This window comes from Hyphomonas sp. BRH_c22, from assembly GCF_000961795.1.
Taxonomy (GTDB): domain Bacteria; phylum Pseudomonadota; class Alphaproteobacteria; order Caulobacterales; family Hyphomonadaceae; genus Hyphomonas.
This window is the reverse complement of record NZ_LADU01000127.1, coordinates 1-26,972: the sequence shown is the minus strand read 5'-3', so window position 1 is coordinate 26,972 and position 26,972 is coordinate 1. Positions and strand designations below refer to the sequence as shown.

Genomic DNA, 26,972 nt, shown 5'->3' with positions numbered 1-26,972 from the left:
CGCCTGTCGGAAAGGATGGGCGGCGACGAGCCGGTCGAACGCCAGCGCGGGCGCGGCAAGCTGACGGTGCGCGAGCGCGTCGCCTTCCTTGTCGATCCCGGCAGTTTCCACGAAATCGGCAAGATTGCCGGCAAGGCCACCTACGGCCCGGACGACGAGCTGGCGGCTTTCACCCCCTCCACCTCCGTCACCGGCCGCGCGACGCTGGACGGCAAGCCCGCCGTCATCCTAGCCGATGACTTCACCGTGCGCGGCGGCGCCTCGGACGCGTCGATCTGGCAGAAAATGGTCCAGATGATCCGCATGGCCACCGAATACCGTATGCCGCTCGTCCAGATGATCGATGGCACCGGCGGTGGCGGCTCGGTCAAATCGCTGGAAAAGGACCCGCGCACCTACATTCCCGAAACACCCGGCTGGAACGAGATCGTCCACGGTATGACGCAGGTACCCTTCGTCTCGCTCGCCCTCGGCCCCTGCGCCGGCATGGGCGCGGGCCGTGTCGCCGCCAGCCATTTCTCGGTCATGGTCAAGGAACTCTCCCAGGTCTTCGTTGCCGGCCCGCCCGTCGCCATCGCGCTCGGCGAGAACGTCACCAAGGAAGAACTCGGCGGCTGGAAGATCCAGGGCCAGAACGGCACGGTCGACAATGTGGTCGATACAGAAGCCGATGCCTTCGAGGCCGCCCGCCGCTTCCTCTCCTACCTGCCGCCCTCGGTCCACCACCTGCCCGAGCGCACAGCCCCCCGCGACGACCCCAGGCGCAAGGAAGACTTCCTCCTCTCCATCGTGCCCACCGATGGCAAGACGCCCTACAAGCCACGCAAGATCATTGAGGCCACGGTCGACCGGCACAGTTTCTTCGAGATCGGCCATGACTGGGGCCGCGGCATGGTCTGCGGCCTCGCCCGCATCGACGGCCACGCGGTCGGCATTCTCGCAGGCGACCCCTTCTTCCTCGACGGGGCCTGGACCGCCGATGTCTGCGACAAGGTCACGAGGCACATGGACCTCTGCTCCATGTTCCACCTGCCCGTCGTGCACTTTGTCGATTGCCCCGGCTTCGCCGTCGGCGTGAAGGCGGAAACCGCCGGTGTCACCCGCGCCGGCGTGCGCGCCATGACCGCCATCTATCAGGCCAGTGTGCCCGTCTGTTCCGTCGTCATCCGCAAGGCCTATGGCCTTGCCGGGTCGGCCATGATGAACCAGTCAAAGACCAAGTGGCGCTATTGCTGGCCCAGCGGCGACTGGGGCAGCCTGCCCATGGCCGGCGGCATTGAGGCCGCCTTCCGCAAGGAATTGTCGGAAGCTGAAAATCCCGAAGAGCTGAAAGCCGCGCTTTATAAAAAGTTCGAAGCCATCCGCTCGCCCTTCCGCACCGCCGAGAGCTTCCTCGCCGAGGAAATCATCGATCCCCGGGACACTCGCCCCCTCCTCGTCGACTTCATCCACCACGCCGCCCGCATCATGGAACCCGGCGAATACCGCCACGGCTACCGGCCCTAGCCTCAAAGCCCCCTCCCCTAGCGCTCCGGCGTTTCCCATTCCGCTGGCGGCACGTTCCGGCGGCGCAGGCGCAGCGCCAGTCCGACCGAGACGCCAACCCCGATCGCAACCGTCAGATCCGCCACAACGGTCAGCACCAGCGTCAGCAGGAGGAGCAACCGGTCAGCCATCGGCGCAGCGAGATAGCCCTTCCATTTGTGCGGCTCGCTCATGTTCCAGGCCGTCAGGATCAGGAGGCCCGCCAGCGCCGGCATGGCGAGATAGCCCGCCATCGGCGCGGCCACCAGCATGGCCAGCAGGATGACCAGCGCGTGGACAATCCCTGCAACCGGCGTCTTTCCCCCGGCGCGCACATTTGTGGCCGTGCGCGCGATGGCGCCCGTGGCAGGCAGGCCGCCAAACAGGGACGAGCCGATATTGGCAAAGCCCTGCGCAAGAACTTCGGCATTCGGGCGGTGACGGCCGCCGGTCATCTTGTCTGCCACCATGGCCGACAAGAGCGATTCCACGCCCGCCAGGAAGGCAATGACGAAAGCCGACGGCAGCAATTCCAGCACGCGATCCAGCGAAATCGCGGGAATCGACGGCATCGGCAAATGGCTTGGCAGTGCGCCGAAACGCGACCCGATGGACTCCACCGGCAAGGCCATCACCATCGCCGCGGCCGAGGTCAGGCCCACCGCCACGATCAGGCCGGGCGCGCGCGGCGCCAGGCGGCGGAGCAGCACGATCAGTGCAATCGTGACGAGCCCGATCGCCAGCGCCGGATAGCTCGCCGTCGCGCGCGCCTCCCACAGGGCTGGCAGTTTTTCGAGAAAATCGGCGGGCAAGGCCTCCACCGAGAGACCGAAGAGGTCTTTCAACTGACTGGTCGCAATGATCACGGCGATGCCGATCGTGAAACCGTTCACCACGGCTTCGGGCACAAAGCTGATCAGGTTGCCGACCCGAAACAAGCCCGCCACCAGCAGGATGAGCCCCGCCATGAAAGTTGCCAGAACGAGCCCATCATAGCCGTGCTGGGCAATCACGCCGAACACGACAACGATGAAGGCACCCGTCGGTCCCCCGATCTGAACCCGGCTGCCTCCCAGCAAGGAGACGAATAAACCGCCGACAATCGCCGTTACGATTCCCGTTGCCGGGTCGGCGCCGGAGGCGATCGCAATCGCCAGGCTCAGCGGCAGGGCGACCATGGCCACCGTAACCCCTGCCATGAGGTCCGCCAGGAAAAGTGACCAGGAATATTCCTGCAGCGTCGTGAGGATCTTGGGTTTCATGGTATGTGAACTTGCCTGAGTAAAGCACTCAGCTAGCACAATATGCATGCCTGCGCATCGGGCCCTGATGCCTCACCCGCGCCGGGACCAGCACATTTCGAGCGCGATATTGCCTTTATTCGGGTTTCATGATGGCTCTGTGCCATCTGTGGAGGGACCAAGATCATGAAGATACGCGCATTCCTGCTGGCGGCATCAGCCGCCCTGGCTCTGACCGCCTGCGGCGGGCCGAACGGTTACGACCGCGCCGAAATGGCCGAGTCCATGGCCCCGCCGCCTCCGGCGCCGGTGATGAGCGAACAGGCCTATGATGCTGCGCCGATGAAACAGGCCGTAGGCGGTGAGGGCACAGCCGACGCCGCTGTGCAGCAATACATTGCCTATTCCCATTCCCTCGGCCTGCGCCTGCCGGTCGCAGCCATCGAACCGGTCATGCAGGGCCACATTGCCGCGTGCAATGCGGCCGGTCCGGCCAAGTGCATCGTCACCAATTCCTACCTCAACGCCTGGTCGGAGGATGAATCATCCGCTTCGCTGAATCTGCGTGCCACACCGGTCTGGATCGAGGCTTTCCTCAGCGGCGTCGATGCGGAGGCCGAGCAGGCCAAGGGCGAAGTCACCTCCCGCCAGACAACGGCCGAAGACCTGACCGTCACGATCATCGACACGGATGCGCGCCTTCACGCGCAGGAAGCGCTGCAGAAGCGGATCGAGGACCTGCTCGAGAACCGCCCCGGCGATCTCGGTGAACTGCTTGAAACCGAACGCGAGCTGGCCCGCGTCAATGGCGAGATCGATTCGCTGAAATCCTCAATGAAGGCGCTGATGCAGCGGGTGAACATGAGCCAGCTTTCGGTCAGCTACGAGACCAAGCGCAATCCGGTCTCATCCGGCGCGCTCAGCCCGCTGGGCGATGCCTTTGGCGGATTCTTCTACAACCTGTCGAGCGCGCTGGCCGCCGTGATCACCGCTTTCGCCGTCGGCCTGCCCTGGCTCATCCTGCTCGGCGTGTTCCTGTGGCTCTGGCTCAAGATCATCTGGCCGCGCATCCGCCGCAAGAAAACCTGAGGCGGAACCGGGGGCCTCGTCGGACATGAAACCGCTGACGAGGCCCTGCCGGCAAGATGTTAGGCTTTCTCGCCGACCTTCTTCTTCGCCCTGGGCTTGTCCTTCGGCAGGAGAAGGTGGGCAATTTCTTTCGGCACAACCATCAGGAACTGGCTGACGGCGGCTTCCCAGTCCGCGAGCAGCTCATTCGCTCTTATGGACCCGGTACGATCCGCGTGTTCCTGAACCAGCGCCCGGCACTGTTCGATATGTTCCGTCGGCATGTCCGCCAGCGGGTACCAGTCGATCGAATCGGGGTTCGCGACACGCTCGAACCGGTTGTTCGTGTCGAGGATGAAGGCAACGCCGCCGGTCATACCGGCCCCGAAATTGTCGCCCACGGGGCCAAGGATCACCGCCCGGCCGCCGGTCATGTATTCGCAGCCATTCGCGCCGCAGCCTTCCACGACCGTCTTGGCGCCGGAATTGCGCACCGCAAACCGCACGCCCGCCGTGCCCGACGCGAACAGCTTGCCCGCCGTTGCGCCATAAAGGCAGGTATTGCCGACGATCGCATCGCCCGAGGCCGACCGGCGTTCGCGCGGTTTCGGCGCCACGACAATGGTCGCGCCTGACAGGCCCTTGCCGACATAGTCATTGGCATCGCCAATCACTTCCAGCAGCAGTCCCTGCACACTGAAGGCGCCGAGCGACTGGCCGGCCGAGCCCTCAAGCCGGATGTGCAGGCGGCCTTCCGGCAGCGCGCTCATGCCGAACTTGCGGGTGATCGCCGAACTCGACCGCGCCCCGATGGCCCGCATCGTGTTCTGGACATTGTATTCCAGCTGCATCTTCTCGCCGCGCTCGAAGAAGGGCTCTGCGTCGCGCAGGATCTGAACGTCGAGCGAATCCGGCACTTCCTCGCGCCGGTTCGGCTGGTAGACAACCGGATGATCCGTATCGACCTGAACCAGCAAGGGATTGAGGTCGAGGTCATCAAGGTGCGACGCGCCGCGGCTGACCTGCACGAGCAAGTCCGTCCGGCCGATCGCCTCGTCGAGCGACTTGAGGCCAAGGGAGGCCAGCACTTCGCGCACGTCTTCGGCGATGAAGCTCATCAGGTTGACCACTTTTTCCGGTGTGCCGGTAAAGTGCGCCCGCAGCGCCTCGTCCTGCACGCACACACCCACGGGGCAAGTGTTCGAGTGGCACTGGCGCACCATGATGCAGCCCATGGCAATCAGGCTGGCCGTACCGATACCGTATTCCTCGGCCCCCAGCATCGCCGCGATGACGATGTCCCGGCCGGTCCTGAGGCCGCCATCGGTGCGCAGGGTCACCTTGTCGCGCAGATTGTTGAGCGACAGGATCTGGTGCGCTTCGGCAAGGCCCAGCTCCCAAGGCAGGCCGGCATACTTGATCGAGGTCTGCGGGCTCGCTCCCGTCCCGCCAACACCGCCAGCGATCAGGATAATGTCCGCCTTCGCTTTCGCGACACCGGCGGCGACAGTACCGACGCCGGACTGGGCGACCAGTTTCACGCAAACGCGCGCTTCCGGGTTGATCTGCTTCAGGTCGTAGATCAGCTGGGCCAAGTCTTCGATCGAATAGATGTCATGGTGCGGCGGCGGCGAGATCAGCATCACGCCCGGCGTCGCATGACGCAGCTTTGCAATGAATTCCGTCACCTTGAAGCCTGGCAACTGGCCGCCTTCGCCGGGCTTGGCGCCCTGGGCGATCTTGATCTCGATCTCGCGGCACTGGTTCAGGTATTCCGCCGTCACGCCAAACCGGCCGGACGCAATCTGCTTCACGGCCGAGTTCATGTTGTCGCCATTCGGCAGGGGCCGGTAGCGTGCCCGGTCCTCACCGCCCTCACCGGACACGGACTTTGCGCCAATCCGGTTCATGGCGATGTTCAGGGTGCCATGCGCTTCGGGGCTGAGCGCCCCCAACGACATGCCCGGCGTCACGAACCTTTTGCGGATCTCGTTGATCGACTGGACCTGCGACAGCGGCACGGCTTCACCGGCGGCCTTGAAATCCAGCAGGTCGCGTAACTGGATCGGGTCGCGCGCGTGTACCGCTTCGACATACTTGCGATAGATCGAATAGTCGCCGCGATTGCACGCCGCCTGCAGCGTATGAATCAGGTTGCCGTCCAGCGCGTGCGGTTCCTCATTCGCACGCAGGCGATAGAAGCCGCCGACTGGAAGCGAGACCACGTCCTCGTCAAACGCCGCCTCGTGACGGACCAGCGCATTCTCCTCGAGGCCTGCGAGCCCGAGACCTGAAATGCGGCTGTTCATGCCGGGGAAGTAATCCGCCACCAGCGCACGGGAGAGTCCCAGCGCCTCGAAATTATACCCGCCACGATAGGACGAGATCACCGAAATGCCCATCTTGGAAATGATCTTCAGGAGACCGGCTTCGATCGCGTCCTTGTAGTTCTTAACACATTCATTCAGCGACAGGCCGTCGAACAGGCCGCGCGCGTGGCGATCGACGATGACATCCTGCGCAAGATAGGCATTCACGCAGGTTGCGCCGACACCGACCAGGACAGCAAAATAATGCGTATCAAGACATTCGGCCGAGCGAACCGTGATCGAGCAGAAGGTCCTCAGACCCTGCGCCACCAGGTGCGAGTGCACGGCGCCGGTCGCCAGGATCATCGGGATCGCGATCTTGCTCGCCGACTGGTACTGGTCGGTCAGCACGATGTGTTCGCGGCCCTCACGCACCGCCTCCTCAGCCTCACGGCGAATGCGGCTGAGCGCAGCCTTCAGCGCGCCGCCATCGCCTGTCGCATCCGACTCGTCGAACGTGCAGTCGATTTCGGCCATGCCGACACCCAGGCGCGTGATCAGGCGTTCATACATGCCGGTGCTGAGCACCGGGCTTTCCAGCACGAAGACTTCCTGCTGCGACTTGTCGGTATCCAGCACGTTGCCGAGGTTCTTGAACCGGGTTTTCAGGCTCATCACACGCGCTTCGCGCAGGGGATCGACCGGCGGGTTTGTCACCTGGCTGAAATTCTGCCGGAAGAAATGGCTCATCGGCCTGTAGGAATAGGACAGCACGGCTGGCGCCGTATCATCGCCCATCGATCCGATGGCCTCCTTGGCGGCCTCGGCCATCGGCGACAGGATCAGTTCCAGCGTCTCAAGCGAATAGCCGGCCGCCGTCTGGCGGCGCAGCAGTTCTTCCTTGCCGAACAGTTGCGGCTCCGGCCCGGGGCCGATTTCCGGCTCGAGTTCCGTCACGCTGGACAGCCATTCCTCGTACGGGTTCTGTTCGGCGAGGAAATCGATCAGTTCGCGATGCTCGTAGAATTTTCCCGTTTTCAGGTCCGCCGCAATCATGCCACCAGCGGGGATCGAGCCGCGCTTGGCAACTTCATGGTCGCCGAGCGGGCACATGCCGGCTTCCGATCCCACCGCGAGAATGCCGTCCGTCGTCAGTGCATAGCGCAGCGGACGCAGGCCGTTGCGGTCGAGGCCCGCAATCGCCCAGCGGCCGTCATAGGCGGCGATCCCGGCCGGACCGTCCCACGGCTCCATCACCGAGTTACAGTAATCATACAGCGCGCGATGCGCCGTCGGCATCACGGAATCTCGCTTCGACCAGGCTTCCGGGATCAGCATGGCTTTCGCCATCGGTGCCGGACGGCCCGACTTGCAGAGAAGCTCGAACACGGAATCCAGCGCGCCGGAATCCGACGACCCGTCCGGGATCACCGGCTTCACGTCGTCCACATGCTCGCCGAAGGCTTCGGAAACCATGCGGATCTCGTGGCTCTTCATCCAGTTCTTGTTGCCGCGCAGCGTATTGATCTCGCCATTGTGCGCGATCATGCGGAAGGGCTGGGCCAATGACCATTGCGGGAACGTATTGGTTGAATAGCGCTGGTGATAGATCGCAAAGTTCGAGATGAACCTGTCGTCGCGCAGGTCGAGGTAGAAATTGTCGATATCCTGCGCCAGGAACATGCCCTTGTAGATCAGCGAAGCATGGCTGAGCGAGCAGACATAGAAGCCCGGGATCGCCATTTCGCGGGCGCGGCGCTCGATCCGCCGACGGCAAATATAGAGCGCACGCTCCAAGTCTTCGGGCGTGCGGCCCTGCGCGTCGCGGAACATGATCTGTTCGATGGCCGGGCGCGTATCCTTGGCCTTCTGGCCGATCACCGACACGTCCACAGGGGGTTGGCGCCAGCCATAGATGTAGAATCCGAAATGCAGGACTTCGGTTTCGACAATCGTGCGGGCCGATTCCTGCGCCGCAAAGTCCGTGCGCGGCAGGAAGATTTGCCCCACGCAAATCGGGTCGTCTGTCGGCGTATGCCCAGTGCGCGTCACATGCTCCCTGAAGAAGTCCTGAGGCACCGCCACGCGGATACCTGCGCCATCCCCGGTCTTGCCGTCGGCGTCGACAGCGCCCCTGTGCCAGACATTCTTCAGCGCCATGATGCCCATCTCGACAATCTCGCGGCGCGGCTTTCCGTCCAGCGCAGCCACAAGGCCCACGCCGCAGGCATCGTGCTCATCGGCCGGATCATAGGCATGACCATCGATCAGCTTCTGGCGGTTGGCTTCGTACTGCTTTACATAATCTGACATGGTCTTACTCCGCCGCCACTTTCGCGGCTTTTTCCGCCGCCTTCATTGCCTTGTGCATCGCTTCGGCTGCGTCGCGGCCATCCTTGATCGCCCACACTACCAATGAGGCCCCGCGCACGATGTCCCCGGCGGCGTAGACGCCCGACAGGCTTGTTTCCATTGTAGCATAATCGACGCGCACCGCGCCCCAGCGGTTGACCGTGAGGGCCGGCTCGTCGAACAGTTCCGGAAGGTCTTCCGGGTCAAAGCCGAGCGCCTTGATGACTAGGTCTGCTTTCACGTCCATCGTCTCGCCTGTCTTGACCGGGCTCTGGCGGCCGGATGCATCGGGCTCGCCGAGTTTCATCTTCGACGCCCGGACGGCCTTCACTTTGCCGGTCTTGGTATCGAGGATGGCTTCGGGCGATGCGAGCCATTCGAACACCACGCCTTCTTCTTCGGCATTTGCCACTTCGCGCTGACTGCCCGGCATGTTGGCGCGGTCGCGGCGATAGAGACAAGTCACTGACTTGGCACCCTGACGCACCGCCGTGCGCACACAGTCCATCGCTGTGTCACCGCCGCCGATCACGACCACGCGCCTGTCCTCGGCATTCAGCGTTCCGTCATCGAATGCCGGAACCTCATCGCCAAAGCTCTTGCGGTTTGATGCCGTGAGATAATCAAGCGCCGCCTCGACGCCGGTTGCGCCTACGCCCGGGCACTTCAGGTCCTTGGCCTGGTACACGCCCGTTGCGATCAGGACCGTATCGTGTGCCCTGCGAAGGTCCTGCAGGGACATGTCCTGACCAATGCGCGTGTTGAATTTGAAGAGGATGCCGCTGTCTTCCAGATGCTTGATCCGGCGTGCCACGACCGTTTTTTCCAGCTTGAATCCGGGAATGCCATAGACCAATAGCCCGCCGCCGCGATCGTGGGAATCATAGACTGTGACCTGATAGCCCTTGCGGCGCAGCTGCTCTGCCGCCGCAAGCCCGCCCGGACCGGCCCCGATGATACCCGCCGATTGCGCGCGCTCGCGCGGCGGCTGGATGGGCTTGATCCATCCTTCGGCCCAGGCCGTGTCGGTGATGAATTTCTCGACCGATCCGATGGTGACCGTCCCATGGCCCGATTGCTCAATCGTGCAGATGCCTTCGCACAAGCGGTCTTGCGGGCAGATGCGGCCGCAGATTTCCGGCATGTTGTTGGTTGCCGACGAGACTTGCCAGGCCTCCTCAAGCCGGCCCTCGGCCGCCAGTTTCAGCCAGTCGGGAATATTGTTCGCGAGGGGACAGCCCTGCTGGCAGAACGGGACGCCGCACTGCGAGCAGCGGGCCGACTGTTCGCCTGCCGCCTTGCGGCTGAACTCGGAATAGATTTCATCAAAGTCGGTCGCACGCGCTTCAGCCGCGCGTTTTGCCGGCATTGCCCGCTCAACCTTGATAAACTGCAGCATCTTCTCGGCCATATCGACCTCCACTCATTCGTCCCGCCATCTACAACACTGCCCGGGCGAGCGACAAGTGCGAAAAGACTATTCTAATATCTAAATGATATTGATCGGTGCAGTTTTTTCTGCGCTCGGGCGCCAGAAACTGACGCCTTAATCTTATAAATATCATTATGATATCTCTTGCTTGGGGTGCCGTCGCCGCGCGAACTGGGCTAGCCGATACGCACCGCTCGGCCTAAAAGAGCCGCTCCGCGCTACGAGGCCGCCATGTCCCTTCTCCAGCTCTTCATCATCGCGACCCTTCAGGGATTCACCGAATGGCTGCCGATATCGTCATCAGCCCACGTCCTGCTGGCGTCTGGCTATTTCGGACTCGAAGGCCGCGATGAGCTCCTGATCAATGCCGTGTCCAATCTCGGCACGCTCGCGGCGATGCTGCTCTATTTCCGCAAGGACGTCGCCAGCGCCGTGATCGGGGGCTTTGAACTCGCCGCCGCACCGGTCACCCGCAAGCCGCTCTCACCCGGCGCGCGCCTCGCCCTTTGCATCCTCGTCGCAACGCCTTTCGCACTCGTCGTGGCCGCCCTGTACGAGAAAGTTCTTCCGCCGGGGATTCAGGATGCGCTTCGCAGCGCCTATACGGTCGCAGGTTCCACCATTGTCTTCGGCGCGCTGCTCTGGTGGGCCGATGCGCGCGGCGCCCGCGACCGCACCGAGGCAGACATGACGGTTGGCCACGCCATCCTCATCGGCGCAACACAGGCCATTGCCGCCATCATTCCCGGCACCAGCCGCTCCGGCATCACAATGACGGCCGCACGGGCCCTGGGTTATGAACGCGCAGAGGCCGCGCGGTTTTCGATGCTGATCGGCGCGCCCATCCTCGCCGCTGCGGGCCTGTATGGCGCGCTGGGGCTGATGGATGCCCCCGCCGGCGGCCTGGTCACCCTGCAGGACGGCATGATCGTCGCCGGAGTCGCCTTCATCACCGGCCTCGCCTCCATTGCGGCCCTCATGGCCATCCTTCGCCGGATGAGCTTCCTGCCGTTCGTGATTTACCGGTTTGCGCTTGGCATCGCGCTGATCCTGACGACACCGGCGCTGGGCCTGTTCTAGGCACGCGGGTCTGACGCCTCAAAGACCAAACAAGGCAACACGCGACGCAAGAGGTGTGATCCCCCTGCCGCGTGCTGCCCGTCCCGCGCCGTGCGTCCCCAAACGCCTGCGAGACGTTTATTTCAGCCACCAATCAGGCGCGCATCGCGGCGCATATCGGGCAATTTGCGGGCATTTTTATTCGGGTCGCATTCAGGTTGCAGCGCCTAATGTCGCTACCGCTCAGGCGTCGACCGGCTTGCTGAACTCGCCATACGGACGGAACCGCCAGAGATAGGTCGGCGCAATCGATTCGATCGACTCCAGGCTGGTCAGACCAAGATCCCTGGCCGTCAGGGCGCCTTCGGCCACGACATTGTCAGACTTCAGCATCTCGACCTGGTCGCCCGTGATCGGCGGCTCTCCCAGCATGCCCCATGAGAAAGGCGGAATGTAACGCCACACTGCCCCGGCCAGATAGCCCAAAGGCCGCGCGATGAAGAAAGGCAGTGAAATCTTGAACCGGCGGCGGCCCACCTGCTTCAGGATGAAATCGTAGATCTCGTTGAACGTGTAGGTCCGTGGCCCGCCAAGCTCGAACGTCTTGCCTGCTGCCGTCTCAAGATCGACGGCAAGGGCAATCGCATCGGCGACATCGCCTGCATAGATGGGCTGGAAGCGTGTCTTGCCGCCGCCAATGGCCGGCAGGGCAGGCGCGAAGCGCGTCATCTGGGCAAATTTGTTGAAGAAGCCGTCCTCAGGCCCGAACACAACCGACGGCCGCAGGATCGTCGCGGTCGGCACGGCTTCGCGCACCGCCAGCTCGGCCTCGGCCTTGGTGCGCCCGTAACCGGACCTGGACTCCGCGTCCGCGCCAATGGCTGAAACCTGAACAAACGTCTTGATGCCTTTTTCTGCCGCGACTTCAGCGAGCAGCGCCGCGCCATCGCGCTGGGCTGATTCGAAACTCTGCTTGCCGCTCTCGAACAGGATGCCGACAAGGTTCACAACCGCGACAGCGCCGTCCAGCGCGCGTTCGATCGATTCCCGGTTGCGGATATTTGCCTGGACAATATCCACCCAGCCCGGCGCGCCCGCAAGGCGCACATCCGCAGCCGTATTCACGTGCCGGCAGGCCACGCGGACCCGATAGCCCTTTTCGACGAGCGCACGCGCGGCATAGCGCCCGATAAAGCCCGAACCCCCGAATATGGTCACCAAACCTTTGGTCATGTCACGCTTCTCATCTGCCGGACGCACCGGATTTAACCTTGCCGCCTTTGACCATACGCGCCTGTTTATGTCCATGCGTCAGAAGCGGACCGGCGGACGTGAGTGCGCCCTTGCGCGGCGATTGTGCGGGCGCCTGAACCGATAGGCGTTGCCCGCACGGAAATGTTATGGCATGGATTGTGTCATAACTTATTCCGTGGCGGCCAGGAAAGGCGCGACAAAGACGTGTCACTGAAGACAGTGCTTGTTTCCCGTATCGCGGAACGCCTGACCGGCGAACCGAGGCTGCTGGCCCGGCGCGCGAAGGCCGAGCGCCGCCGTGTTGCCTCAGGCGCCCCGCATCTGGTCGAATACTTCCATCAGGCGGGCGATCCCTATTCCCATCTGGCCGCGCAGGTCCTGCCTGAATTTGCCAAGCGCTTCGACATTGAGCTCAAGGTCCACCTTGTCGGGCCTCCGCCTGACTGGGCCGCGCCGGAGCGCGAGCGCCTGGAATCCTATTCGCGACGCGACGCGGAAAGGCTCGCCCAGAAAGCGGGCCTGTCTTTCAAGGATCCCGGCGCACAGCCCGGCACGACGCAACAGCATGCTGCCGAGGCAGAACTCGCCGCCACCATCGCTGACGGAACATTCGCCGCTAAAGCGCCCCGGATCGGCGAGGCATTCTGGTCCGGCCGTTTGCCGCCATCTGCCGAAACCAGCCCAACAGCTCTGACTGCGGCCGGTGACGCGCGGCGCGAGGCCCTCGGTCACTATCTCGGCGCCACATTCTACTATGGCGGCGAATGGTATTGGGGCATCGACCGGCTTCACTATCTGGAAGCCCGCCTCACAGACCTCGCCGCCCGCAAATCGCAAGTCCCTGACGCGCCCATCTTTGCGCCGCCCGCCGTGCCATCGGGCACCGGCTCCCCGGCGGCGCGGGAACTCCACTATTATCTCTCCTTCCGCAGCCCCTACACCTATATCGCCGCTGCCCGCGCCAAAGCCCTTGCCGACGCTTATGGCGCCGACCTGAAACTGCGCTTCGTCCTGCCCATGGTCATGCGCGGCCTGCCCGTCCCCCGCATGAAGAGCAGCTATATCACGCTCGACACTGCCCGCGAGGCGCGCCGCCTTGGCGTGCCTTTCGGACGCATCGCCGACCCTGTCGGACGGCCCGTCGAACGCGGTTATTCCCTCCTGCCCTGGGCCCGTGAGCAGGGGCGCGGATTTGAATATTGTGAGGCCTTCCTCACGCATGTCTGGTCGCGCGGGGTGGATGCAGGCTCTGACAAGGGAATGAAACGGATCGTCGAGGCCGCCGGGCTTGACTGGCCGACAGCCCGCGATCTCGTCGGCAATGATGACTGGCGCGCGGAAGCGGAAGCCAATCGCGCAGAAATGATGGATCTCGGGATCTGGGGTGTGCCCAGTTTCCGCGTCGGACAGGTCTCGACCTGGGGCCAGGACAGGCTCTGGCTGATCGAGGACGAACTTAAGCAGCCGCAGAGCTGACGAGAAGGAAAAAGAGGAAACACGATGCAGGTTATCAACGAAGTCTTCCCGGCGGATCCGTCACGCATGCAGGCCCTGCTGGAGAAAGGCCCGGACGGCCCCATCTTCATGGTCAACCTGCTGAAGTTCAAGGACAGGGCGGAGTATGACGACGGACGCGAGACAGACCTCTCGGGACGCGACGCCTACATGATATACGGCCGCGCCGTGACCGAGCTTTTACCCAAGTTCGGCGGGCAGGGCCTCTTCGCGGGCGACGTGACTTTCCTTGCGCTCGGACAGGTCGAGGAACTCTGGGACGAGGTTGCGATCGCCATGTATCCAGACCGCGCCGCCATGGTGAGAATGTCGATGTCTGACGCATGGCGCGAGATTGCCGTGCACCGTGCGGCCGGGCTGAAAGGCCAGCTGAACATCGAGACCGTCGCGCCGAAAGGCGGCATGGACTCGCCCTTCATCGCAATGCTCACGGGCGTGAAAGGAAGCAAGTCATGAAATGGCTCGTGCGCAGTCTGATTGGCATTGCCTGCCTCGCCGTGTTGGCCCTGATCGGTTTTCAGGTCTTCAAGACCCAGATCGCCGAGGCAGCTTTCCTGAACGCCGTCGAGGCCAATGTCGGACGCGACGCCAGCGCAGAGCTGCCTGACGGCCTGCATGTCTTCATGTGCGGCGCCGGCACGCCCCTGCCGGACCCGCTGCGCGCAGGCCCCTGCCTCGGCCTGATCGCAGGCGACCGCGCATTCGTTTTCGATGCCGGTTCCGGCGGCACGCGAAATCTCACGCGCATGCGCTTCCCGCTCGGCCGTATCGAACGGGCATACCTGACCCATCTGCACTCAGACCATATGGACGGTCTGGGCGAACTGCTGATGCAGGCATGGGTCAATGGCCAGCGCACCACGCCGCTCCCTGTCTCCGGCCCGCGCGGCGTCGATGAAGTTGTCAATGGTTTCAACGCCGCCTACCGGATCGACGGCACGTTCCGGACGGCGCATCATGGCGCCGGGATTGCCAATCCGGCAGGCCGGGGCGGCATGGGTGAAACCATCACGCTGCCTGCGGGCCCCGGTTCAAGACTGGTCGTCCTCGATGACAACGGACTGAAGATCACCGCGTTCTCGGTCAGCCACTCCCCCGTCGAACCCGCCTTCGGCTACCGCGTCGATTATAAGGGCCGCTCCGTCGTTTTCAGTGGCGACACCATTTACGACCCGAACCTCGTGGCCGTCGCCGAAGGCGTCGATCTCCTGTTTCACGAGGCCCTGGACCCGGAAATGGTGGGCGCCATGCACGACGCCGCCGCCGCCAAAGGCGCAGATCACCTCGCACAGATCCTTGACGATATCCTCACCTACCACGCATCGCCCGTCGACGCGGCCCGCTCGGCCAGCGAAGCAGGCGCGCGGCAACTCGTCTTCTATCATACGATCCCGCCGCTGCCCTCGCGCCTCCTCAATGACTATTATGTGCGTGACGCGAAAAAGGCGTTTGACGGCAGGATCACCGTGTCGGAAGACGGCATGGTGTTCAGCCTCCCGGCTGGCAGCGACGCGATCAATCGCCATGACGGATTCAAATGACGGACCCGAAAATCACCCCCTTTCCGGGTCCGCAAGCCAGTGACGATTCCTCGGACGGACGGCGCCAGCGCAGCGAACGCAGCCGGGCGCAGATCATCGAGGCGCTCTTCACGCTGATCCGCGAAGGCGACATGAACCCCAGCGCCGCGCGGGTCGCAGAGCGTGCCGCCGTCGGCCAGCGAACCGTGTTCCGCCTGTTTGAAGACATGGACAGCCTGTTCGGCGAGATGGCCGAACGGATCCAGTCAGAAGTGATGCCGATCGTCCTGGCGCCCTACGTATCCACGGACTGGACGGAACGTCTCGCAGAACTGGTCCGCCGCCGGGCCGATGTCTTCGAGCGGATCTTTCCGTTTCGCGTTTCGGCCAACCTGCGCCGTTTCCAGTCGCGCTTCCTGATGGACGAATACAGGCGTGTTCTTATCTTCGAGCGCGAAAGCCTCAAGGCCATATTGCCGGCGCACATCGTATCCGACAAACGCCTCGTCGCCGCACTCGAAGTCACCACCGGCTTCCAGACCTGGCGGCGCCTGCGGCAGGATCAGGGCCTGACCACCGAAGAAGCCGAGGGCATCATGCTGTTCATGGTCGAACGCCTGATTGAAAGCGTGCCAACAGGGCCTCGCTAAGAAGCCTCAGTTCGGCCACCAGACATATTCGTCACCGGGCTCAACCGGTTCAACCAGCGTCTTGTCGATCGCGATGGCCGATTCCAGCGTGTACGGATAAAGCGGCGCAACCGCGCCTTCCTGATGCGCATCGAGCAGGGCCTGCAATTCCGACAGCCTGTCCGGCCGCACCGCTGCAAGATCGGTCTGCTCGGTCGGATCATTGGCGAGATCAAACAGCCAGCTCTTGCCCTGGCGTCCGTCCACCTGCAGTTTCCAGTCGCCTGCCCGCACGACACGGTAATAACCGCTCTGCCAGAACAGCGCATCATCCGGATGCCTGACGGTCCCGGTCCCCGTGGCAGCCGGCAGCATGTCGCGCCCGTCAATCACCACGTCTTCCGGCAGGCGCGCGCCTGCCGCAGCGGCCAGCGTCGGCATCACGTCGATATGCGCAACCGGCGCTTCCACCCGTGTCCCCGGTGCAATCTTCGCCGGCCATTTGACAAACATCGGCACTCGGATGCCACCCTCGAACAGCGTTATCTTCCAGCCGCGATAGGGCTGGTTGATGTCCGGCAGGCCGACATAGCCTGCCCCGCCATTATCGCTGGAAAAGACGATGATCGTATTCTCCGCAAGGCCCTCTGCCTCCAGCTTCGCCATAATCTCGCCAACGCTGCGATCAAGCGCGCGCAGCATGGCTGCATAGACGCGCAGGCGGTGGGGCTCGATATCACCCACCGCGTCATAGTCTTCCCGCGTCGCCTGCAGCGGCGTGTGAACGCCCCAATGCGCGAGGTAGAGGAAGAAGGGCCGGTTCCGGTTCGCCTCGATCACTTTCAGGCTCTCGTCCGTCCAGTAATCCGTCAGGTAACCGCCTGGCTCAAACCATTCCCCGGAATTGAACGCGGCGGCAAACTGCATCCGCGCCCACAGGAATGTGTCAATCGGATCAAAGTCGAGTTTCGCGTTCACGACATCCGGATCATCTTCGGGCAGGTAGAGCCCGCTCGCCATCAGCAGGCTTTCGTCAAAGCCCTGCGCGTTCGGGCTCGACTCCGCGCTGCGGCCGAGATGCCACTTGCCGATATGCACGGTGTGATAGCCCTGGTCCTTCAGCACTTCCGCAATCGTCACTTCCGATCCCGGCAGACCCATCTCCGGGAACGGCACGGCATCGTCAGCGGCGTCGCGATTATAGTCGATCGGCGGCAGCGCGCCGCGATCCATGTCATTGGCAAACATCGAGACGATCCGCCCCATGCCAGGCGGCGTCGGCGTGAACTCGAAACCCGTGCGCGTCGGATAGCGCCCGGTCATCAGCATGGCCCGCGACGGCGCGCATGTGCCATTGCCCGCATAGGCCTGCGTGAACAGCGCGCCCTCGGCGGCCAGCTTGTCGATATGCGGCGTCGGCACGCGCCCACCGGCCACACCACCGCCAAATGTGCTGAGATCATTGATGCCAAGATCGTCGACCAGGATGAACACGATATTCGGCGACCGGTCTGCCGCAGGCGTTTCGGCAACATCCGGCCCCCTGTCCCACTCAATCCCGACAGGGCCCGCCACATCGGCCCGTCCACTATGGGTCGCGACATGCAGGATAATCGCCTTGCGGTTCAGGAAGCCGCCAATGCCGGCGGCCAGCAGCACGACAACAAGGCCAATCGCGATTTTCTTCAGCATGTATTTCGCCTCTCCGGCTTCAGGTAAATATGGCCTCACACCCGGTCCCAGCAATCAGCGCGTCAACCGATCCGCGCTCATTTCCTGACAGGCCGTCATAGCCCTCGCGCAGCCATTTCAGGCATTTCGCCTGATAGGGAAAGCTGGGCTGTGTCCATGCGCGGCCATCAATTTCGGTCTTGAACTGCGTCTCGCCTGCCATGACCGCTTCTGCATTGGCCAGCAGGAAGGGCGCATAGACACGGCCAATCTCTGCCAGCAGGGGCCCGAGCGCCTCGCGCGCCGCGTCTGCGCCAAACCAGTCGTCCGGCTGCGGATCGAGGCCGGACAGATCCTCCATCAGATCCACCCAGGCCCGCACGCGCGGCGAACGCGCCACGGTGATGGCCGCAGATGTCGGCTCCACAATCGCCAGCTGGGTCAACTGGCCATACAGCGCAAAGTCTGCCGATGACGGCCGCGCGCCAAGCACGAAACCCCGCTTCTGCAAAAGGGCATCAAGAATCCCCACCAGCCGCTCATAGGAGGATTCAATCGTCTGCGCCGTCACCTGATTTGATCCGACCACATAGAGCCTGTCGAATTGCCGCTTTGATATCTTTTCGGCCATTTGCATGGCAGCGTCCGCATCGAGCCCGTTCTGCGACCAGTAGATCAAAAGCGGCCCGGCATTGTCATGGTCGGCCTTGTGGGCCCACCGGAAATGGAACATCGCCTTGGTCAGCCACTCGTCGGCATAATCTTCGATCAGGTCATTCAGGAATGACAGGACCGGATCTGTCGGAATGACAGAGCGCCCGGCATGATCGCGCTCCAGCCGCCGGATGATCGGGGTTGAATCCGTCACGGCTGTCAGGCTGCCCGCGCCGTCCGGAAAGTAGAATGTCGGCAGCAGGGGCACTTTCGGCACCGGATAGCCCGGCCTGGGCGGACGTCCCGCTGTCCAGCTCACCTGGAACGGAATGCGCCGATAGCGCAGCAGCCCGACCATCTTGCGCGTGTACGGCGACCCTGGGGCGCCCATCAGTTCCAGCAGTTCTGTCACGGCCGTGACTCCTCATGTTTCCTGGATGAAAGCGATGATTTCGCGCGAAAGGCTTTCGGGCTGGTCTTCCTGCAGGAAATGGCCTGCGCCCCTGATCGTCACATTCTTCACATTGCCAAGCCGCTGGATGAAAGCCTGCTCGCCGCCCTTTGTCACCGGGTCACCATCGCTGAACGCCGTCAGCACGGGATAATTGCGCGCCTCCAGCACGGCCCAGGCTGCGTCGCCTGCAAGCCGGTCGGCCTTGTGCTGCGGCAATAAAGGAACGCATGACGGGAATTTCCTCGCACCGGCAACATAGTCACCATTCGGGAATGGGGCCTCATACCCGTCGAGCACGGCCTGGTCGGAGATGCTGGACAACAGCCCGAACACGTCCCGCACGGAAAAATCGGGCGCCTCGGCACAATATTTCACCCAATAGAGAAAGGCGCCGGGCGCCCCGCCAGCGAACTGCTCCTGAACCATGGCGGCTGTCGGAACGGGCACCATCGGATACATCTGCCCCAGCATGCCCGAAACATCATCGGTCAGCGTGGTCGTATTGGGCAGGCCGGTATTCGCAATCACGAGGCGCTTGAACCGCTCAGGCTGGTCGCCGACGGCGCGAAGTCCCAGCAATCCACCCCAGTCCTGGCACATCAGGGTCAATCCCGTCAGGTCCAGCGCGGCAAGGAACTGGTTCAGCCAGTCAACATGGCCGGCATAGGTGTAATCGTCGACTGACCCCGGCTTGTCGGACTTTCCGAACCCGATCAGGTCCGGGGCGATAACCCGGTAACCTGCATCGGACAGGATCGGGATCATCTTGCGGTAGAGATAGCTCCAGCTCGGCTGGCCGTGCAAGCAAAGGATGAGATCGCCATCCCTCGGCCCCTCATCGACATAATGCATACGCAGCAAGGTGCCGTCCTGCGCATGCACGTCCTGATAATGCGCAGCAAATGCATAGTCTTTCAGGTCTTCAAAACGGGACTCCGGCGTCCTCAGTACGTCCATTGCGCGTCCTCCCTTTTTCCTAGACTTACGGTATTGGCAGCTATACTGTCAATAGATCAGGCGCGTGGAGCGAATGCACGCGGTCTGTACTTATGACCCGAATGCAGCCTCTATGTGCAGCGAAGCGGGCAGAAAACAGGGCCCGCGCTGGGAGGATAACATGATCTGGATTGCACGGGCGGGCGTCACGCTTGCCGGACTATTTTCGCTGGCCATGGGCCTTCTGTTCTGGGCTGACCCGATGAAGGCCGGCGCGATTCTCGGCCTGACCAGTATCGACGCCCTCGGAACGAATTCCCTGCGCGCAGACCTCGCCGCCTTCTTCCTCGTCAACTTCACCGCCTGCGCGCTCGCACTCTTCCGCGGCCAGGCCCATTGGCTTTACGGATCTGCGCTTGTCTTCGGGCTGGCCGTGCTCGGGCGCTTCATCGGCATCATCATTGACGGCCCCCCGCCCGGCATCGCCCAGCCCGTGATTATCGAACTCGTCCTGATCGGCCTCTTGCTGCTCGGCGCACGCCAGCTCGGCCCGCACTCCGCATCAGGCTGACACACGGTCCTCCAGCCAGGTCTCAAGGCCTGCCTGCTCGGCCTCGCTCAGGTGCAGGCGCAGCTTGCTGCGCCGCCACAGGATGTCCTCGGCGGTTTGCGCGAATTCATGGCGCATCAGATAGGTGACTTCGGCTTCATGCAGGCCGCCACCAAAGTCCCGGCCAAGCTCGGCCATGCTCTTCGCCGTGCCGAGCAGTTCGTCCACCCGCGTACCATAGGCGCGCGCCAGGCGGCGCAGGAGACGTTGCTCCATCCACGGCTGGCGCAGCGACAATCCGTGCAGGAAATCCTCGAAATCCGCACACGGAATGTCGCCGCCGGGCAGGCTGGCCGTTTTTGTCCACGGCTTCGTCATGCCCGGAAAGTCCGGCGCCAGTTCCTTGAGCGCATGCTCGGCCAGTTCGCGATAGGTCGTGATCTTGCCGCCGAACACTGACAGGACCGGCGCACCGCCCGTGCGGTCACAATTCAGCACATAGTCGCGCGTCACCTTGGATGCGTTCGCGGCATGATCATCATAGAGCGGACGCACACCCGAATAGGTTCCCACGACATCGGCGGGCGTGATCGCCCGCTTGTAATATTCGCTCGCCCCGGCGCAGAGATAGTCGATCTCTTCCTGGCTGATGACCACCTTGTCCTTGCTCGCCTCGTAGGGAACGTCCGTCGTGCCGATCAGCGTAAACTCGCCGCGCTCGTAGGGAATGGCGAACATGATCCGCCCGTCACCGTTCTGGAAGAAATAGGCATAGTCGCCCTCATGCCAGCGCGGCACGATGATATGGCTGCCTTTCACCAGGCGCAGGTTCTGCTGCGCGGTGCCCGGCTCGGCCAGTCCGAGAATCTCGTCGACCCAGCCGCCGGCCGCATTCACCACCGCCCGCGCCATGACGGTCCTGTCGCCATCCGGGCCGCGCAAGGTGGCCTCCCAATGGTCGGCCCGGCGCGCAAGGCCCACACAGGCCGTCCGCGTCAGGACATCGGCGCCGCGCGACCTGGCATCCACGGCGTTCAGCACGACCAGCCGCGAATCCTCGACCCAGCAGTCGGAATATTCGAACGCCAGCCGGAATTCCTCGCGCAGCGGGTCCAGCCTGTCAGTCTTCTTCCGCCGCAGCGTCCTGGTCGGCGGCAGCATCTTGCGGCCCCCAAGATGATCATACAGGAACAGGCCCAGCCGGATCAGCCAGGCCGGGCGCAAATCCTTGTCATAGGGCAGGACAAACCGCATCGGCCAGATGATGTGCGGCGCGGCGCGCAACAGGATTTCCCGCTCGATCAGCGCCTTGCGCACCAGCGCGAAATCATACTGTTCCAGATAGCGCAGGCCGCCATGGATCAGCTTGGTGCTGGCAGAACTCGTATGCGCGGCCAGGTCATCCTTTTCGCACAGCACGACTTTCAGGCCGCGCCCCGCCGCATCGCGCGCAATGCCCACACCATTGATGCCGCCGCCAATGACCAGGAGATCGTGCACGACCTGCCCTAGTCCTTCATCAATCCGCCCGCCTTGAGCAGTTTGCCGGCCCGGATCACCCGTTGCAGCTTGTGCTCAGACGACCGGTCGCCCTTGTTGGAATCGGGATGGAACCTGCGGACATATTCGGCATAGCGTGCGCGGATATCCGCCGGCTTGGCATCGGCCTCGAGGTCCAGCTCATTCAGCGCCCGCACCTGCATGGCGGAGCGTCGGGCCATGGCACCCTTTTCGGCAGCGCCCGTATCGTCGACATTGAAGAAGCCGCGCCCGGCCCAGTTGCGGGGATCATGGCTGGTCGCGGCCTTCTTGCCGGCCATCGGGCCTGTCCCGAATTTCCAGGTCCGCTTGTGGCCATAGCGCTCCGAGCGCGTGAACGAGGCAGCCTCGGCCGCAGACATGCCTTCAAAGAAATTGAAGCTGCGATTATATTCGGTGATATGGGTCTGGCAGAAATGCACCTTGCCCTTGCCACCCCGCTTGGGCGCAGGAAACGCGCCTTCCAGTTCACAATCGGGATGTTCACAGACACGGGTTTTCCGGGCCCGCGCTTTCGAGGTTTCCTCGGCAGGGGGCTTTATCCGGATGTCGGTAAACTTGACGCGGTAGCTGAAGGGGTCTGAATCTGACATAGCGAGGCATAATATGGAGTCGAAGGTAAACATGCCACAACCAAGTGACAGAACTTCGCGAATTCGTGATCTTTTGACAGCTGCGTTCGAGCCCGAACACCTCAGCGTTGTCGATGACAGCGCCCGCCATGCCGGTCATGCGGGGGCCGCACCGGGCGGGGAAACCCACTATAATATAGAGATTACGTCACATGCCTTCGCCGGATTGTCGCGCGTGCAGATCCAGCGCGCCGTGATGATGGTGCTGCAAAAAGAATTCGATTCCGGCCTGCACGCACTCTCCATTCAGGCGAAAACGCCACAATAAGTCTCTTTTCCTCCTTCAGGGAACCCAATTTCGAATCAATCGTTTCCTCTTCTAACCGTCGAGGAGAACGGGTGATGATGGAATTGAAACGCATACTCGCCGGCACTGCCTGTCTTTTGGCGGCCGGTTTCGCAAACGCAGAGACACCGCGCGGTGATCTCGACATGCCCTTGCTGCTGAAGATCCAGCAAACGGTCTGCGCCGGGGCAAGTGACGTCGTCTTCGTGCCCGTCTCGCACGATATCGCCGCCTTCCGCACGTCCTATGCCGTGATCTCGATGCGCAATCCTGACCCGGATTCCGCCAATATCGTGTCGGAACGCGAAAAGAACTGGCTGAACGTCAATGGCTGCGACGACCCGCACAATGATGCCATCTACGCCGCCAAACCGGCTGACTCAGACGGTTTCAATTTCTGATATGTTCAGCCCGGTCACCTGGTTGCGCTGGCGCCGCAGGATATTGAAGCGATAGCCGTGAAAAGCAAAGCTCTGGCCCGGCTCGGGAATCGTCTGCGCCTCGTGAATCACCAGGCCTGCCACCGTGACGGCCTCCTCATCGGGCAATTCCCAGCCCGTCGCCCGGTTGAGGTCGCGGATCGGCACCCAGCCATCGACATTCACCGAGCCATCCGGTTGCGGGCGGACGCCCTGCACGGCAACGTCATACTCGTCATGGATTGACCCGACGATCTCCTCGAGAATGTCTTCCAGCGTGATCAGGCCCTGCAACTCGCCATATTCATCGACAACCAGCGCGAAATGGCTGCGCTTTGACAGGAACAGGTCCAGCTGGTCCTGCACCGGCGTCGTCTCCGGCACGAACCAGGGCTTGCGCAGGATGCCTTCCAGGTCCAGCGACGACAGGTCGCCGCCCAGGGGCAACGCTGCGCGCAACAGGTCCTTGGCGTGCAGGATGCCGACAATCTCCTCCTTCTCGCCGCGATACAGCGGCAGGCGCGTATGCGGGCTGGCCAGCGCCTTCATCACGATCTGGCGCGGCTCCATGTCCGCATTCAGCATCTTTATGTTCTTGCGGTGGATCATCACGTCTTCGACCGTGAGTTCCTTCAGGTCCAGCGCGCCCACAAGGCGCAGGCGGTCTGCCGCGTTCACGCCGCCCTCGAACGCATGCAGGTCGATCGCGCCGCGGATTTCCTCCTCGGCCGTCACCGCGTCGGCGGGCGTCGACAGGCGCAGGATCTTCAGCGTCACCATTACGATCGCCTGGATCAGCTTGACGATCCACGAGACAGCCAGAACCAGAACGCCAATCGGGCGCGCCACTGACATGGCCATCGAATCCGTCCGCGTGATCGCATAGGTCTTTGGCAGCACTTCAGCGAACACGAGCACCAGAATCGTCATCACGCCGGTTGCCAGGACCAGTGCCAGTCCGCCTTGCCCGAACAGGAGCGTGAACAGCGAGGTCGCAAGCACCGAGGCGAGAATATTGACCAGGTTATTGCCCAGCAGGATCGACCCGATCAGCCGCTCGCGATCGGCGATCAGACGGTTCACAGCGGCGGCGCGCTTGTCGCCTTCCTTTTCGAGCTGGTGCATCCGGGCACGCGAGGCGGCCGTCAGCGCCGTTTCGGATCCCGAAAAGAAGGCCGACATGCCGAGCAATACGACGATTGCGATAATGTATCCGATTACCATAGTGTCTTCAGTTCGGAGGTGACCCTCACGCCCTTTCCAGTTCGCCCGCCAGGAACGCCGCCACGGAAGCGAGGTCGGCATCGGGATGAATATAGGACTGGCCAATATCCCTTGCCAGAATGAGCGGGACCCGTCCGCCGCGGGCCTTCTTGTCCTGTTTCATGAGTTCCGCAAGCTGGCCAGCCTCATACGGCCCGCCAGGCACTTTGGAAAGCTCCACCGGCAAGCCGGATGCCGCAATCACCCGGGCAACCTTTTCGGCAATCGCCGGAGCGGTGATCCCTTCAGACGCGCCATAGCGGAAGGCCAGTACCATCCCCAGGGCAACCGCCTCACCATGCAGCACGTCGGGGCGGTAGCTGTTGGCAGCCTCCACCGCATGGCCGAACGTATGGCCCAGATTCAGCAGGGCACGGACGCCGCCTTCGGTTTCATCCTCGGCCACGACCGCGGCCTTGGCCCGGCAGGATGTCGCCACAGCGTGCTGGATCGCCTCCGGCTTGAGCGCCAGCACATCGGCGCCATGCGTTTCCAGCCAGCCGAAAAAGGCCGGATCATTGATCAGGCCGTACTTGAGCACTTCGGCATATCCGGCGCGCAGGTCGCGGGCCGGAAGGCTGCCCAGCAGGGCCGTGTCGGCAATCACGAAACGGGGCTGGTAGAACGCACCGATCATGTTCTTGCCGCGCGGCGTGTTCACGGCGGTTTTTCCGCCCACGGAACTGTCGACCTGCGACAAAAGGGTCGTCGGCACCTGGACAAAGCCCATGCCGCGTTTCATCAGGCTGGCCGACAGGCCGGCAATGTCGCCGATCACGCCGCCGCCAAACGCGATCAGCACATCGCTGCGGTCGGCGCCCGCACCGAGCAGCCAGTCAAGGATGCCCTCAAGGTTCGAAAAGGATTTCGATTGCTCGCCCGGCGCCAGTGCCATGACATCCGTCTCGATGCCGCTGGGCCGGAGCGCCGCCTTGAGCGCGTCCATGTGCAGGCGGGCAACGGTCTCGTCGGTCAGCACGAACACACGCTTGCGTTTCAGCAGCGGCAACAGGCGCCCGCCCAGCTCAGACAGGGCGCCATGCCCGACAAGAATGTCATAGCTGCGCGCGCCGAGGTTCACGCGGACAATTTCAGGGGCGGAAAGGGTCTCGCTCATGCGGGCTCCCATGACTTGAGGGCTTTCAGGATGGCATTCACGGTCGTGCCGTGCGGGCCTTCCTTGCTGTAAACAACCAGGTCGGCCTGCGCATAGATCGGCTCACGCTCGATGAACAGGTTTTCCAGCACCTGTTTGGCATCGGCGCGCCGCAGCAGCGGCCGCGTATTCTTCTTCTGCACCCGGCGCCACAGGGTTTCGAGATCCGCATTCAGCCAGATCGTGACCGCCTTTTCGCGCAACAGGTCGCGGGTCTGCGCATTCAGGTAGGCCCCGCCGCCCGTGGCCAGGACGTGCGGTTCCTCGGCGAGCAGGCGTTCCAGAACCTTCTGCTCGCCGCGCCGGAAGTCTTCCTCGCCATGCAGCGTGAAGATATCGGCTACCGAGAGGCCCGCCGCCTTCTCGATTTCATGGTCGCTGTCATAGAACTTGCGGCCCAGGCGCTCGGCCAGCCGCCGCCCCACAGTCGACTTGCCCGCTCCCATCAGGCCCACAAGCGCGATGGTCCGGGACGCATAGGCTGGCGCCGGAGGATCGGTTTTCGCAGGACTGTCGCTGTCAGCGGGCATGAAAGGCTTTCATTCACTATTCAGACCAATTCCTATAGAGACGGAACCATGTGAGCAATCGGTCAAGGGCCGGTGCAGAAGTGAATTCGACCCAGGGGTGCTAATCCTATGCGCAAATACCTAATCATTCTCGGCATTCTGGTCATTCTCGGCCTGATCGGCACCTGGTGGCTTGGCCAGCAGGCCGTCAAGAATAAACCGGCCGATGGCGAAGTGCGGATGGAGGTAGAGGGTGTCCTCTAGGCTCTGGCCGGCCTGTATCGCCGGTGCAGCGGCGCTCTGCCTGTCTGCCAGTGCCCAGATCGAGGATTCCGGCCTGCAAATGGTCGATCCTTGGGGCATGGGCTTCCTCGAGGCCGGTGAACCGGTCCTGCCCGCCTCGATGTGGCGCGCCTCCAGTACGCAAACGCTACTGCCGATGATGCGCGACGTGCCGACACAGGCGCTCACGCCAGCCGAGCGCACGCTCATGCGCCGCATGGCCCTGTCGCCCGCCAATGCCCCGCAGGGCGCCGAATCGGCTGAACTCCTCGCCGAACGCGCCCGGATCCTGTTCGAACTCGGCGAGGCCCGCCCGGCCGCCAGCCTGATGGCCCGCCTCGACACGCCCCCGCCCGGCATGGACAGCGACGAAATTGCGACCGACCTCAACCTCGCCCTCGGCAACGAAGCCATGGCCTGCGCCGAAAATACCGGCGCCGTGCGCGAAGGGGCCTATTGGGCCATGCTCCGCGCCGTCTGCGCCGCCCTGCGCGACAATACGGCCGGCGCCGAACTCGCCATCGAGATGGCCATGAGCCAGGGCGTCGATGACCGCTGGCTGACCTCGGCCGTGTTCGCTGCCTCGGGCGATCTGCCCAATCCGCCAGAGGCGCGCTATGACAGCGGCATTGCCCTTGCCATCTCGGCCAAGGCCGCCCTCGCGCCTCCTGGCACCCCCCTCTCACCCGCCCGCCCGGACCTCGCCGCCGCCATGGTC

General features: G+C 63.2%; 23 protein-coding genes and 1 pseudogene. 12 read left to right on the top strand and 12 right to left on the bottom strand.

Annotated features, from left to right (window positions below; all coding sequences use genetic code 11):
- On the top strand, nucleotides 1-1,506 hold a 1,506-nt coding region (locus VR74_RS18385), incomplete at its 5' end, for a carboxyl transferase domain-containing protein (RefSeq protein ID WP_045699288.1).
- Nucleotides 1,507-1,523: 17 nt separating this feature from the next.
- On the opposite strand, the gene VR74_RS18380 is transcribed toward VR74_RS18385, so the two are convergent.
- Nucleotides 1,524-2,786: a SulP family inorganic anion transporter gene (locus VR74_RS18380; RefSeq protein ID WP_045699280.1), complete on the bottom strand. Its 1,263-nt coding sequence runs from the start codon at nucleotides 2,784-2,786 to the stop codon at nucleotides 1,524-1,526.
- Nucleotides 2,787-2,951: 165 nt separating this feature from the next.
- On the opposite strand from VR74_RS18380, the gene VR74_RS18375 reads away from it, so the two are divergent.
- Nucleotides 2,952-3,854 carry a DUF4349 domain-containing protein gene (locus VR74_RS18375; protein WP_045699278.1) on the top strand — a complete coding sequence of 301 codons (903 nt, stop codon included), beginning with the start codon at nucleotides 2,952-2,954 and terminating at the stop codon, nucleotides 3,852-3,854.
- A gap of 59 nt (nucleotides 3,855-3,913) precedes the next feature.
- Here VR74_RS18375 and gltB read toward each other — a convergent pair whose 3' ends face one another.
- Complete coding sequence (gltB, locus tag VR74_RS18370) at nucleotides 3,914-8,455, bottom strand: glutamate synthase large subunit (protein ID WP_045699277.1); 4,542 nt, start codon at nucleotides 8,453-8,455, stop codon at nucleotides 3,914-3,916.
- Between the two features lie 4 nt (nucleotides 8,456-8,459).
- Nucleotides 8,460-9,905: an NAD(P)-dependent oxidoreductase gene (locus tag VR74_RS18365; protein WP_045699276.1), complete on the bottom strand. Its 1,446-nt coding sequence runs from the start codon at nucleotides 9,903-9,905 to the stop codon at nucleotides 8,460-8,462.
- 252 nt (nucleotides 9,906-10,157) lie between these two features.
- On the opposite strand from VR74_RS18365, the gene VR74_RS18360 reads away from it, so the two are divergent.
- Nucleotides 10,158-11,006, top strand: coding sequence for an undecaprenyl-diphosphate phosphatase (locus VR74_RS18360; protein WP_045699275.1), 849 nt, complete (start codon nucleotides 10,158-10,160; stop codon nucleotides 11,004-11,006).
- 222 nt (nucleotides 11,007-11,228) lie between these two features.
- On the opposite strand, the gene VR74_RS18355 is transcribed toward VR74_RS18360, so the two are convergent.
- Nucleotides 11,229-12,218, bottom strand: a complete 990-nt coding sequence (locus tag VR74_RS18355) for a complex I NDUFA9 subunit family protein (RefSeq protein WP_045699274.1) — start codon at nucleotides 12,216-12,218, stop codon at nucleotides 11,229-11,231.
- 225 nt (nucleotides 12,219-12,443) lie between these two features.
- Between VR74_RS18355 and VR74_RS18350 the strand changes: the two genes are divergently transcribed.
- Genes VR74_RS18350 through VR74_RS18335 form a run of 4 tightly spaced genes read left to right on the top strand, consistent with a single transcriptional unit; the run spans nucleotide 12,444 to nucleotide 15,924 of the window.
- Nucleotides 12,444-13,715, top strand: coding sequence for a DsbA family protein (locus tag VR74_RS18350; protein WP_045699273.1), 1,272 nt, complete (start codon nucleotides 12,444-12,446; stop codon nucleotides 13,713-13,715).
- 24 nt (nucleotides 13,716-13,739) lie between these two features.
- The gene (locus VR74_RS18345; protein WP_045699271.1) at nucleotides 13,740-14,210 is read left to right on the top strand and encodes a DUF1330 domain-containing protein; all 471 of its coding nucleotides are present in this window, start codon (nucleotides 13,740-13,742) and stop codon (nucleotides 14,208-14,210) included.
- On the top strand, nucleotides 14,207-15,295 hold the full coding sequence (locus VR74_RS18340; protein ID WP_045699269.1) for an MBL fold metallo-hydrolase: 1,089 nt from the start codon (nucleotides 14,207-14,209) through the stop codon (nucleotides 15,293-15,295). The genes VR74_RS18345 and VR74_RS18340 overlap by 4 nt, the downstream gene beginning before the upstream one ends.
- Nucleotides 15,292-15,924, top strand: a complete 633-nt coding sequence (locus VR74_RS18335) for a hypothetical protein (protein ID WP_045699267.1) — start codon at nucleotides 15,292-15,294, stop codon at nucleotides 15,922-15,924. Before VR74_RS18340 ends, VR74_RS18335 begins: the two co-directional genes overlap by 4 nt.
- 6 nt (nucleotides 15,925-15,930) lie before the next feature.
- Here the strand turns inward: VR74_RS18335 and VR74_RS18330 are convergent, their stop codons facing one another.
- From VR74_RS18330 to VR74_RS18320, 3 genes are read right to left on the bottom strand one after another with little or no spacing between them, the layout of a single operon-like run.
- A complete protein-coding gene (locus tag VR74_RS18330; protein WP_299951265.1) occupies nucleotides 15,931-17,595 on the bottom strand; it encodes a sulfatase in 1,665 nt (554 codons plus the stop codon).
- 19 nt (nucleotides 17,596-17,614) lie between these two features.
- On the bottom strand, nucleotides 17,615-18,640 hold the full coding sequence (locus VR74_RS18325) for a glutathione S-transferase family protein (protein WP_299951262.1): 1,026 nt from the start codon (nucleotides 18,638-18,640) through the stop codon (nucleotides 17,615-17,617).
- 12 nt (nucleotides 18,641-18,652) lie between these two features.
- Nucleotides 18,653-19,639 (bottom strand): haloalkane dehalogenase, encoded by a 987-nt coding sequence (locus tag VR74_RS18320; protein ID WP_045699265.1) that lies wholly within the window; start codon nucleotides 19,637-19,639, stop codon nucleotides 18,653-18,655.
- A 160-nt stretch (nucleotides 19,640-19,799) separates the two neighbouring features.
- Between VR74_RS18320 and VR74_RS18315 the strand changes: the two genes are divergently transcribed.
- Nucleotides 19,800-20,189 (top strand): DUF4345 family protein, encoded by a 390-nt coding sequence (locus tag VR74_RS18315; RefSeq protein ID WP_045699263.1) that lies wholly within the window; start codon nucleotides 19,800-19,802, stop codon nucleotides 20,187-20,189.
- Here the strand turns inward: VR74_RS18315 and VR74_RS18310 are convergent.
- Together VR74_RS18310 and VR74_RS18305 are read right to left on the bottom strand one after the other, a co-directional pair.
- Nucleotides 20,181-21,668 carry a glycerol-3-phosphate dehydrogenase gene (locus tag VR74_RS18310; protein ID WP_299951259.1) on the bottom strand — a complete coding sequence of 496 codons (1,488 nt, stop codon included), beginning with the start codon at nucleotides 21,666-21,668 and terminating at the stop codon, nucleotides 20,181-20,183. The two genes, VR74_RS18315 and VR74_RS18310, sit on opposite strands and share 9 nt — an antisense overlap.
- An 8-nt stretch (nucleotides 21,669-21,676) precedes the next feature.
- On the bottom strand, nucleotides 21,677-22,300 hold the full coding sequence (locus tag VR74_RS18305; protein ID WP_045699259.1) for a J domain-containing protein: 624 nt from the start codon (nucleotides 22,298-22,300) through the stop codon (nucleotides 21,677-21,679).
- 31 nt (nucleotides 22,301-22,331) lie between these two features.
- Between VR74_RS18305 and VR74_RS18300 the strand changes: the two genes are divergently transcribed.
- Nucleotides 22,332-22,607, top strand: coding sequence for a BolA family protein (locus tag VR74_RS18300; RefSeq protein WP_045699282.1), 276 nt, complete (start codon nucleotides 22,332-22,334; stop codon nucleotides 22,605-22,607).
- A gap of 74 nt (nucleotides 22,608-22,681) precedes the next feature.
- A complete protein-coding gene (locus VR74_RS18295; protein ID WP_045699257.1) occupies nucleotides 22,682-23,026 on the top strand; it encodes a hypothetical protein in 345 nt (114 codons plus the stop codon).
- On the opposite strand, the gene VR74_RS18290 is transcribed toward VR74_RS18295, so the two are convergent.
- The 3 genes from VR74_RS18290 to VR74_RS18280 are packed head-to-tail and all read right to left on the bottom strand — an operon-like array spanning nucleotide 23,006 to nucleotide 25,993.
- Entirely contained in the window at nucleotides 23,006-24,268 is a 1,263-nt protein-coding gene (locus VR74_RS18290) for an HlyC/CorC family transporter (RefSeq protein ID WP_045699255.1), read from the bottom strand. The two genes, VR74_RS18295 and VR74_RS18290, sit on opposite strands and share 21 nt — an antisense overlap.
- 25 nt (nucleotides 24,269-24,293) lie before the next feature.
- Nucleotides 24,294-25,424, bottom strand: coding sequence for a 3-dehydroquinate synthase (gene aroB, locus VR74_RS18285; protein WP_299951257.1), 1,131 nt, complete (start codon nucleotides 25,422-25,424; stop codon nucleotides 24,294-24,296).
- Complete coding sequence (locus VR74_RS18280) at nucleotides 25,421-25,993, bottom strand: shikimate kinase (RefSeq protein WP_045699252.1); 573 nt, start codon at nucleotides 25,991-25,993, stop codon at nucleotides 25,421-25,423. Before VR74_RS18280 ends, aroB begins: the two co-directional genes overlap by 4 nt.
- Before the next feature lie 108 nt (nucleotides 25,994-26,101).
- Between VR74_RS18280 and VR74_RS21325 the strand changes: the two genes are divergently transcribed.
- Together VR74_RS21325 and VR74_RS18270 are read left to right on the top strand one after the other, a co-directional pair.
- Nucleotides 26,102-26,236: a hypothetical protein gene (locus tag VR74_RS21325; protein ID WP_299951254.1), complete on the top strand. Its 135-nt coding sequence runs from the start codon at nucleotides 26,102-26,104 to the stop codon at nucleotides 26,234-26,236.
- Nucleotides 26,226-26,972, top strand: a pseudogene (locus tag VR74_RS18270) (hypothetical protein); the annotation flags it as partial. The gene VR74_RS21325 and the pseudogene VR74_RS18270, both read left to right, overlap by 11 nt.

What these genes read in the sequence shown, in the direction of transcription:
- VR74_RS18380 (WP_045699280.1), bottom strand. Translation starts at nt 2,786, where the DNA reads ATGAAACCCAAGATCCTCACGACGCTGCAGGAATATTCCTGGTCACTT.
- VR74_RS18375 (WP_045699278.1), top strand. Translation starts at nt 2,952, where the DNA reads ATGAAGATACGCGCATTCCTGCTGGCGGCATCAGCCGCCCTGGCTCTG.
- gltB (WP_045699277.1), bottom strand. Translation starts at nt 8,455, where the DNA reads ATGTCAGATTATGTAAAGCAGTACGAAGCCAACCGCCAGAAGCTGATC.
- VR74_RS18365 (WP_045699276.1), bottom strand. Translation starts at nt 9,905, where the DNA reads ATGGCCGAGAAGATGCTGCAGTTTATCAAGGTTGAGCGGGCAATGCCG.
- VR74_RS18360 (WP_045699275.1), top strand. Translation starts at nt 10,158, where the DNA reads ATGTCCCTTCTCCAGCTCTTCATCATCGCGACCCTTCAGGGATTCACC.
- VR74_RS18355 (WP_045699274.1), bottom strand. Translation starts at nt 12,218, where the DNA reads ATGACCAAAGGTTTGGTGACCATATTCGGGGGTTCGGGCTTTATCGGG.
- VR74_RS18345 (WP_045699271.1), top strand. Translation starts at nt 13,740, where the DNA reads ATGCAGGTTATCAACGAAGTCTTCCCGGCGGATCCGTCACGCATGCAG.
- VR74_RS18340 (WP_045699269.1), top strand. Translation starts at nt 14,207, where the DNA reads ATGAAATGGCTCGTGCGCAGTCTGATTGGCATTGCCTGCCTCGCCGTG.
- VR74_RS18335 (WP_045699267.1), top strand. Translation starts at nt 15,292, where the DNA reads ATGACGGACCCGAAAATCACCCCCTTTCCGGGTCCGCAAGCCAGTGAC.
- VR74_RS18330 (WP_299951265.1), bottom strand. Translation starts at nt 17,595, where the DNA reads ATGCTGAAGAAAATCGCGATTGGCCTTGTTGTCGTGCTGCTGGCCGCC.
- VR74_RS18320 (WP_045699265.1), bottom strand. Translation starts at nt 19,639, where the DNA reads ATGGACGTACTGAGGACGCCGGAGTCCCGTTTTGAAGACCTGAAAGAC.
- VR74_RS18315 (WP_045699263.1), top strand. Translation starts at nt 19,800, where the DNA reads ATGATCTGGATTGCACGGGCGGGCGTCACGCTTGCCGGACTATTTTCG.
- VR74_RS18305 (WP_045699259.1), bottom strand. Translation starts at nt 22,300, where the DNA reads ATGTCAGATTCAGACCCCTTCAGCTACCGCGTCAAGTTTACCGACATC.
- VR74_RS18300 (WP_045699282.1), top strand. Translation starts at nt 22,332, where the DNA reads ATGCCACAACCAAGTGACAGAACTTCGCGAATTCGTGATCTTTTGACA.
- VR74_RS18295 (WP_045699257.1), top strand. Translation starts at nt 22,682, where the DNA reads ATGATGGAATTGAAACGCATACTCGCCGGCACTGCCTGTCTTTTGGCG.
- VR74_RS18290 (WP_045699255.1), bottom strand. Translation starts at nt 24,268, where the DNA reads ATGGTAATCGGATACATTATCGCAATCGTCGTATTGCTCGGCATGTCG.
- aroB (WP_299951257.1), bottom strand. Translation starts at nt 25,424, where the DNA reads ATGAGCGAGACCCTTTCCGCCCCTGAAATTGTCCGCGTGAACCTCGGC.
- VR74_RS18280 (WP_045699252.1), bottom strand. Translation starts at nt 25,993, where the DNA reads ATGCCCGCTGACAGCGACAGTCCTGCGAAAACCGATCCTCCGGCGCCA.
- VR74_RS21325 (WP_299951254.1), top strand. Translation starts at nt 26,102, where the DNA reads ATGCGCAAATACCTAATCATTCTCGGCATTCTGGTCATTCTCGGCCTG.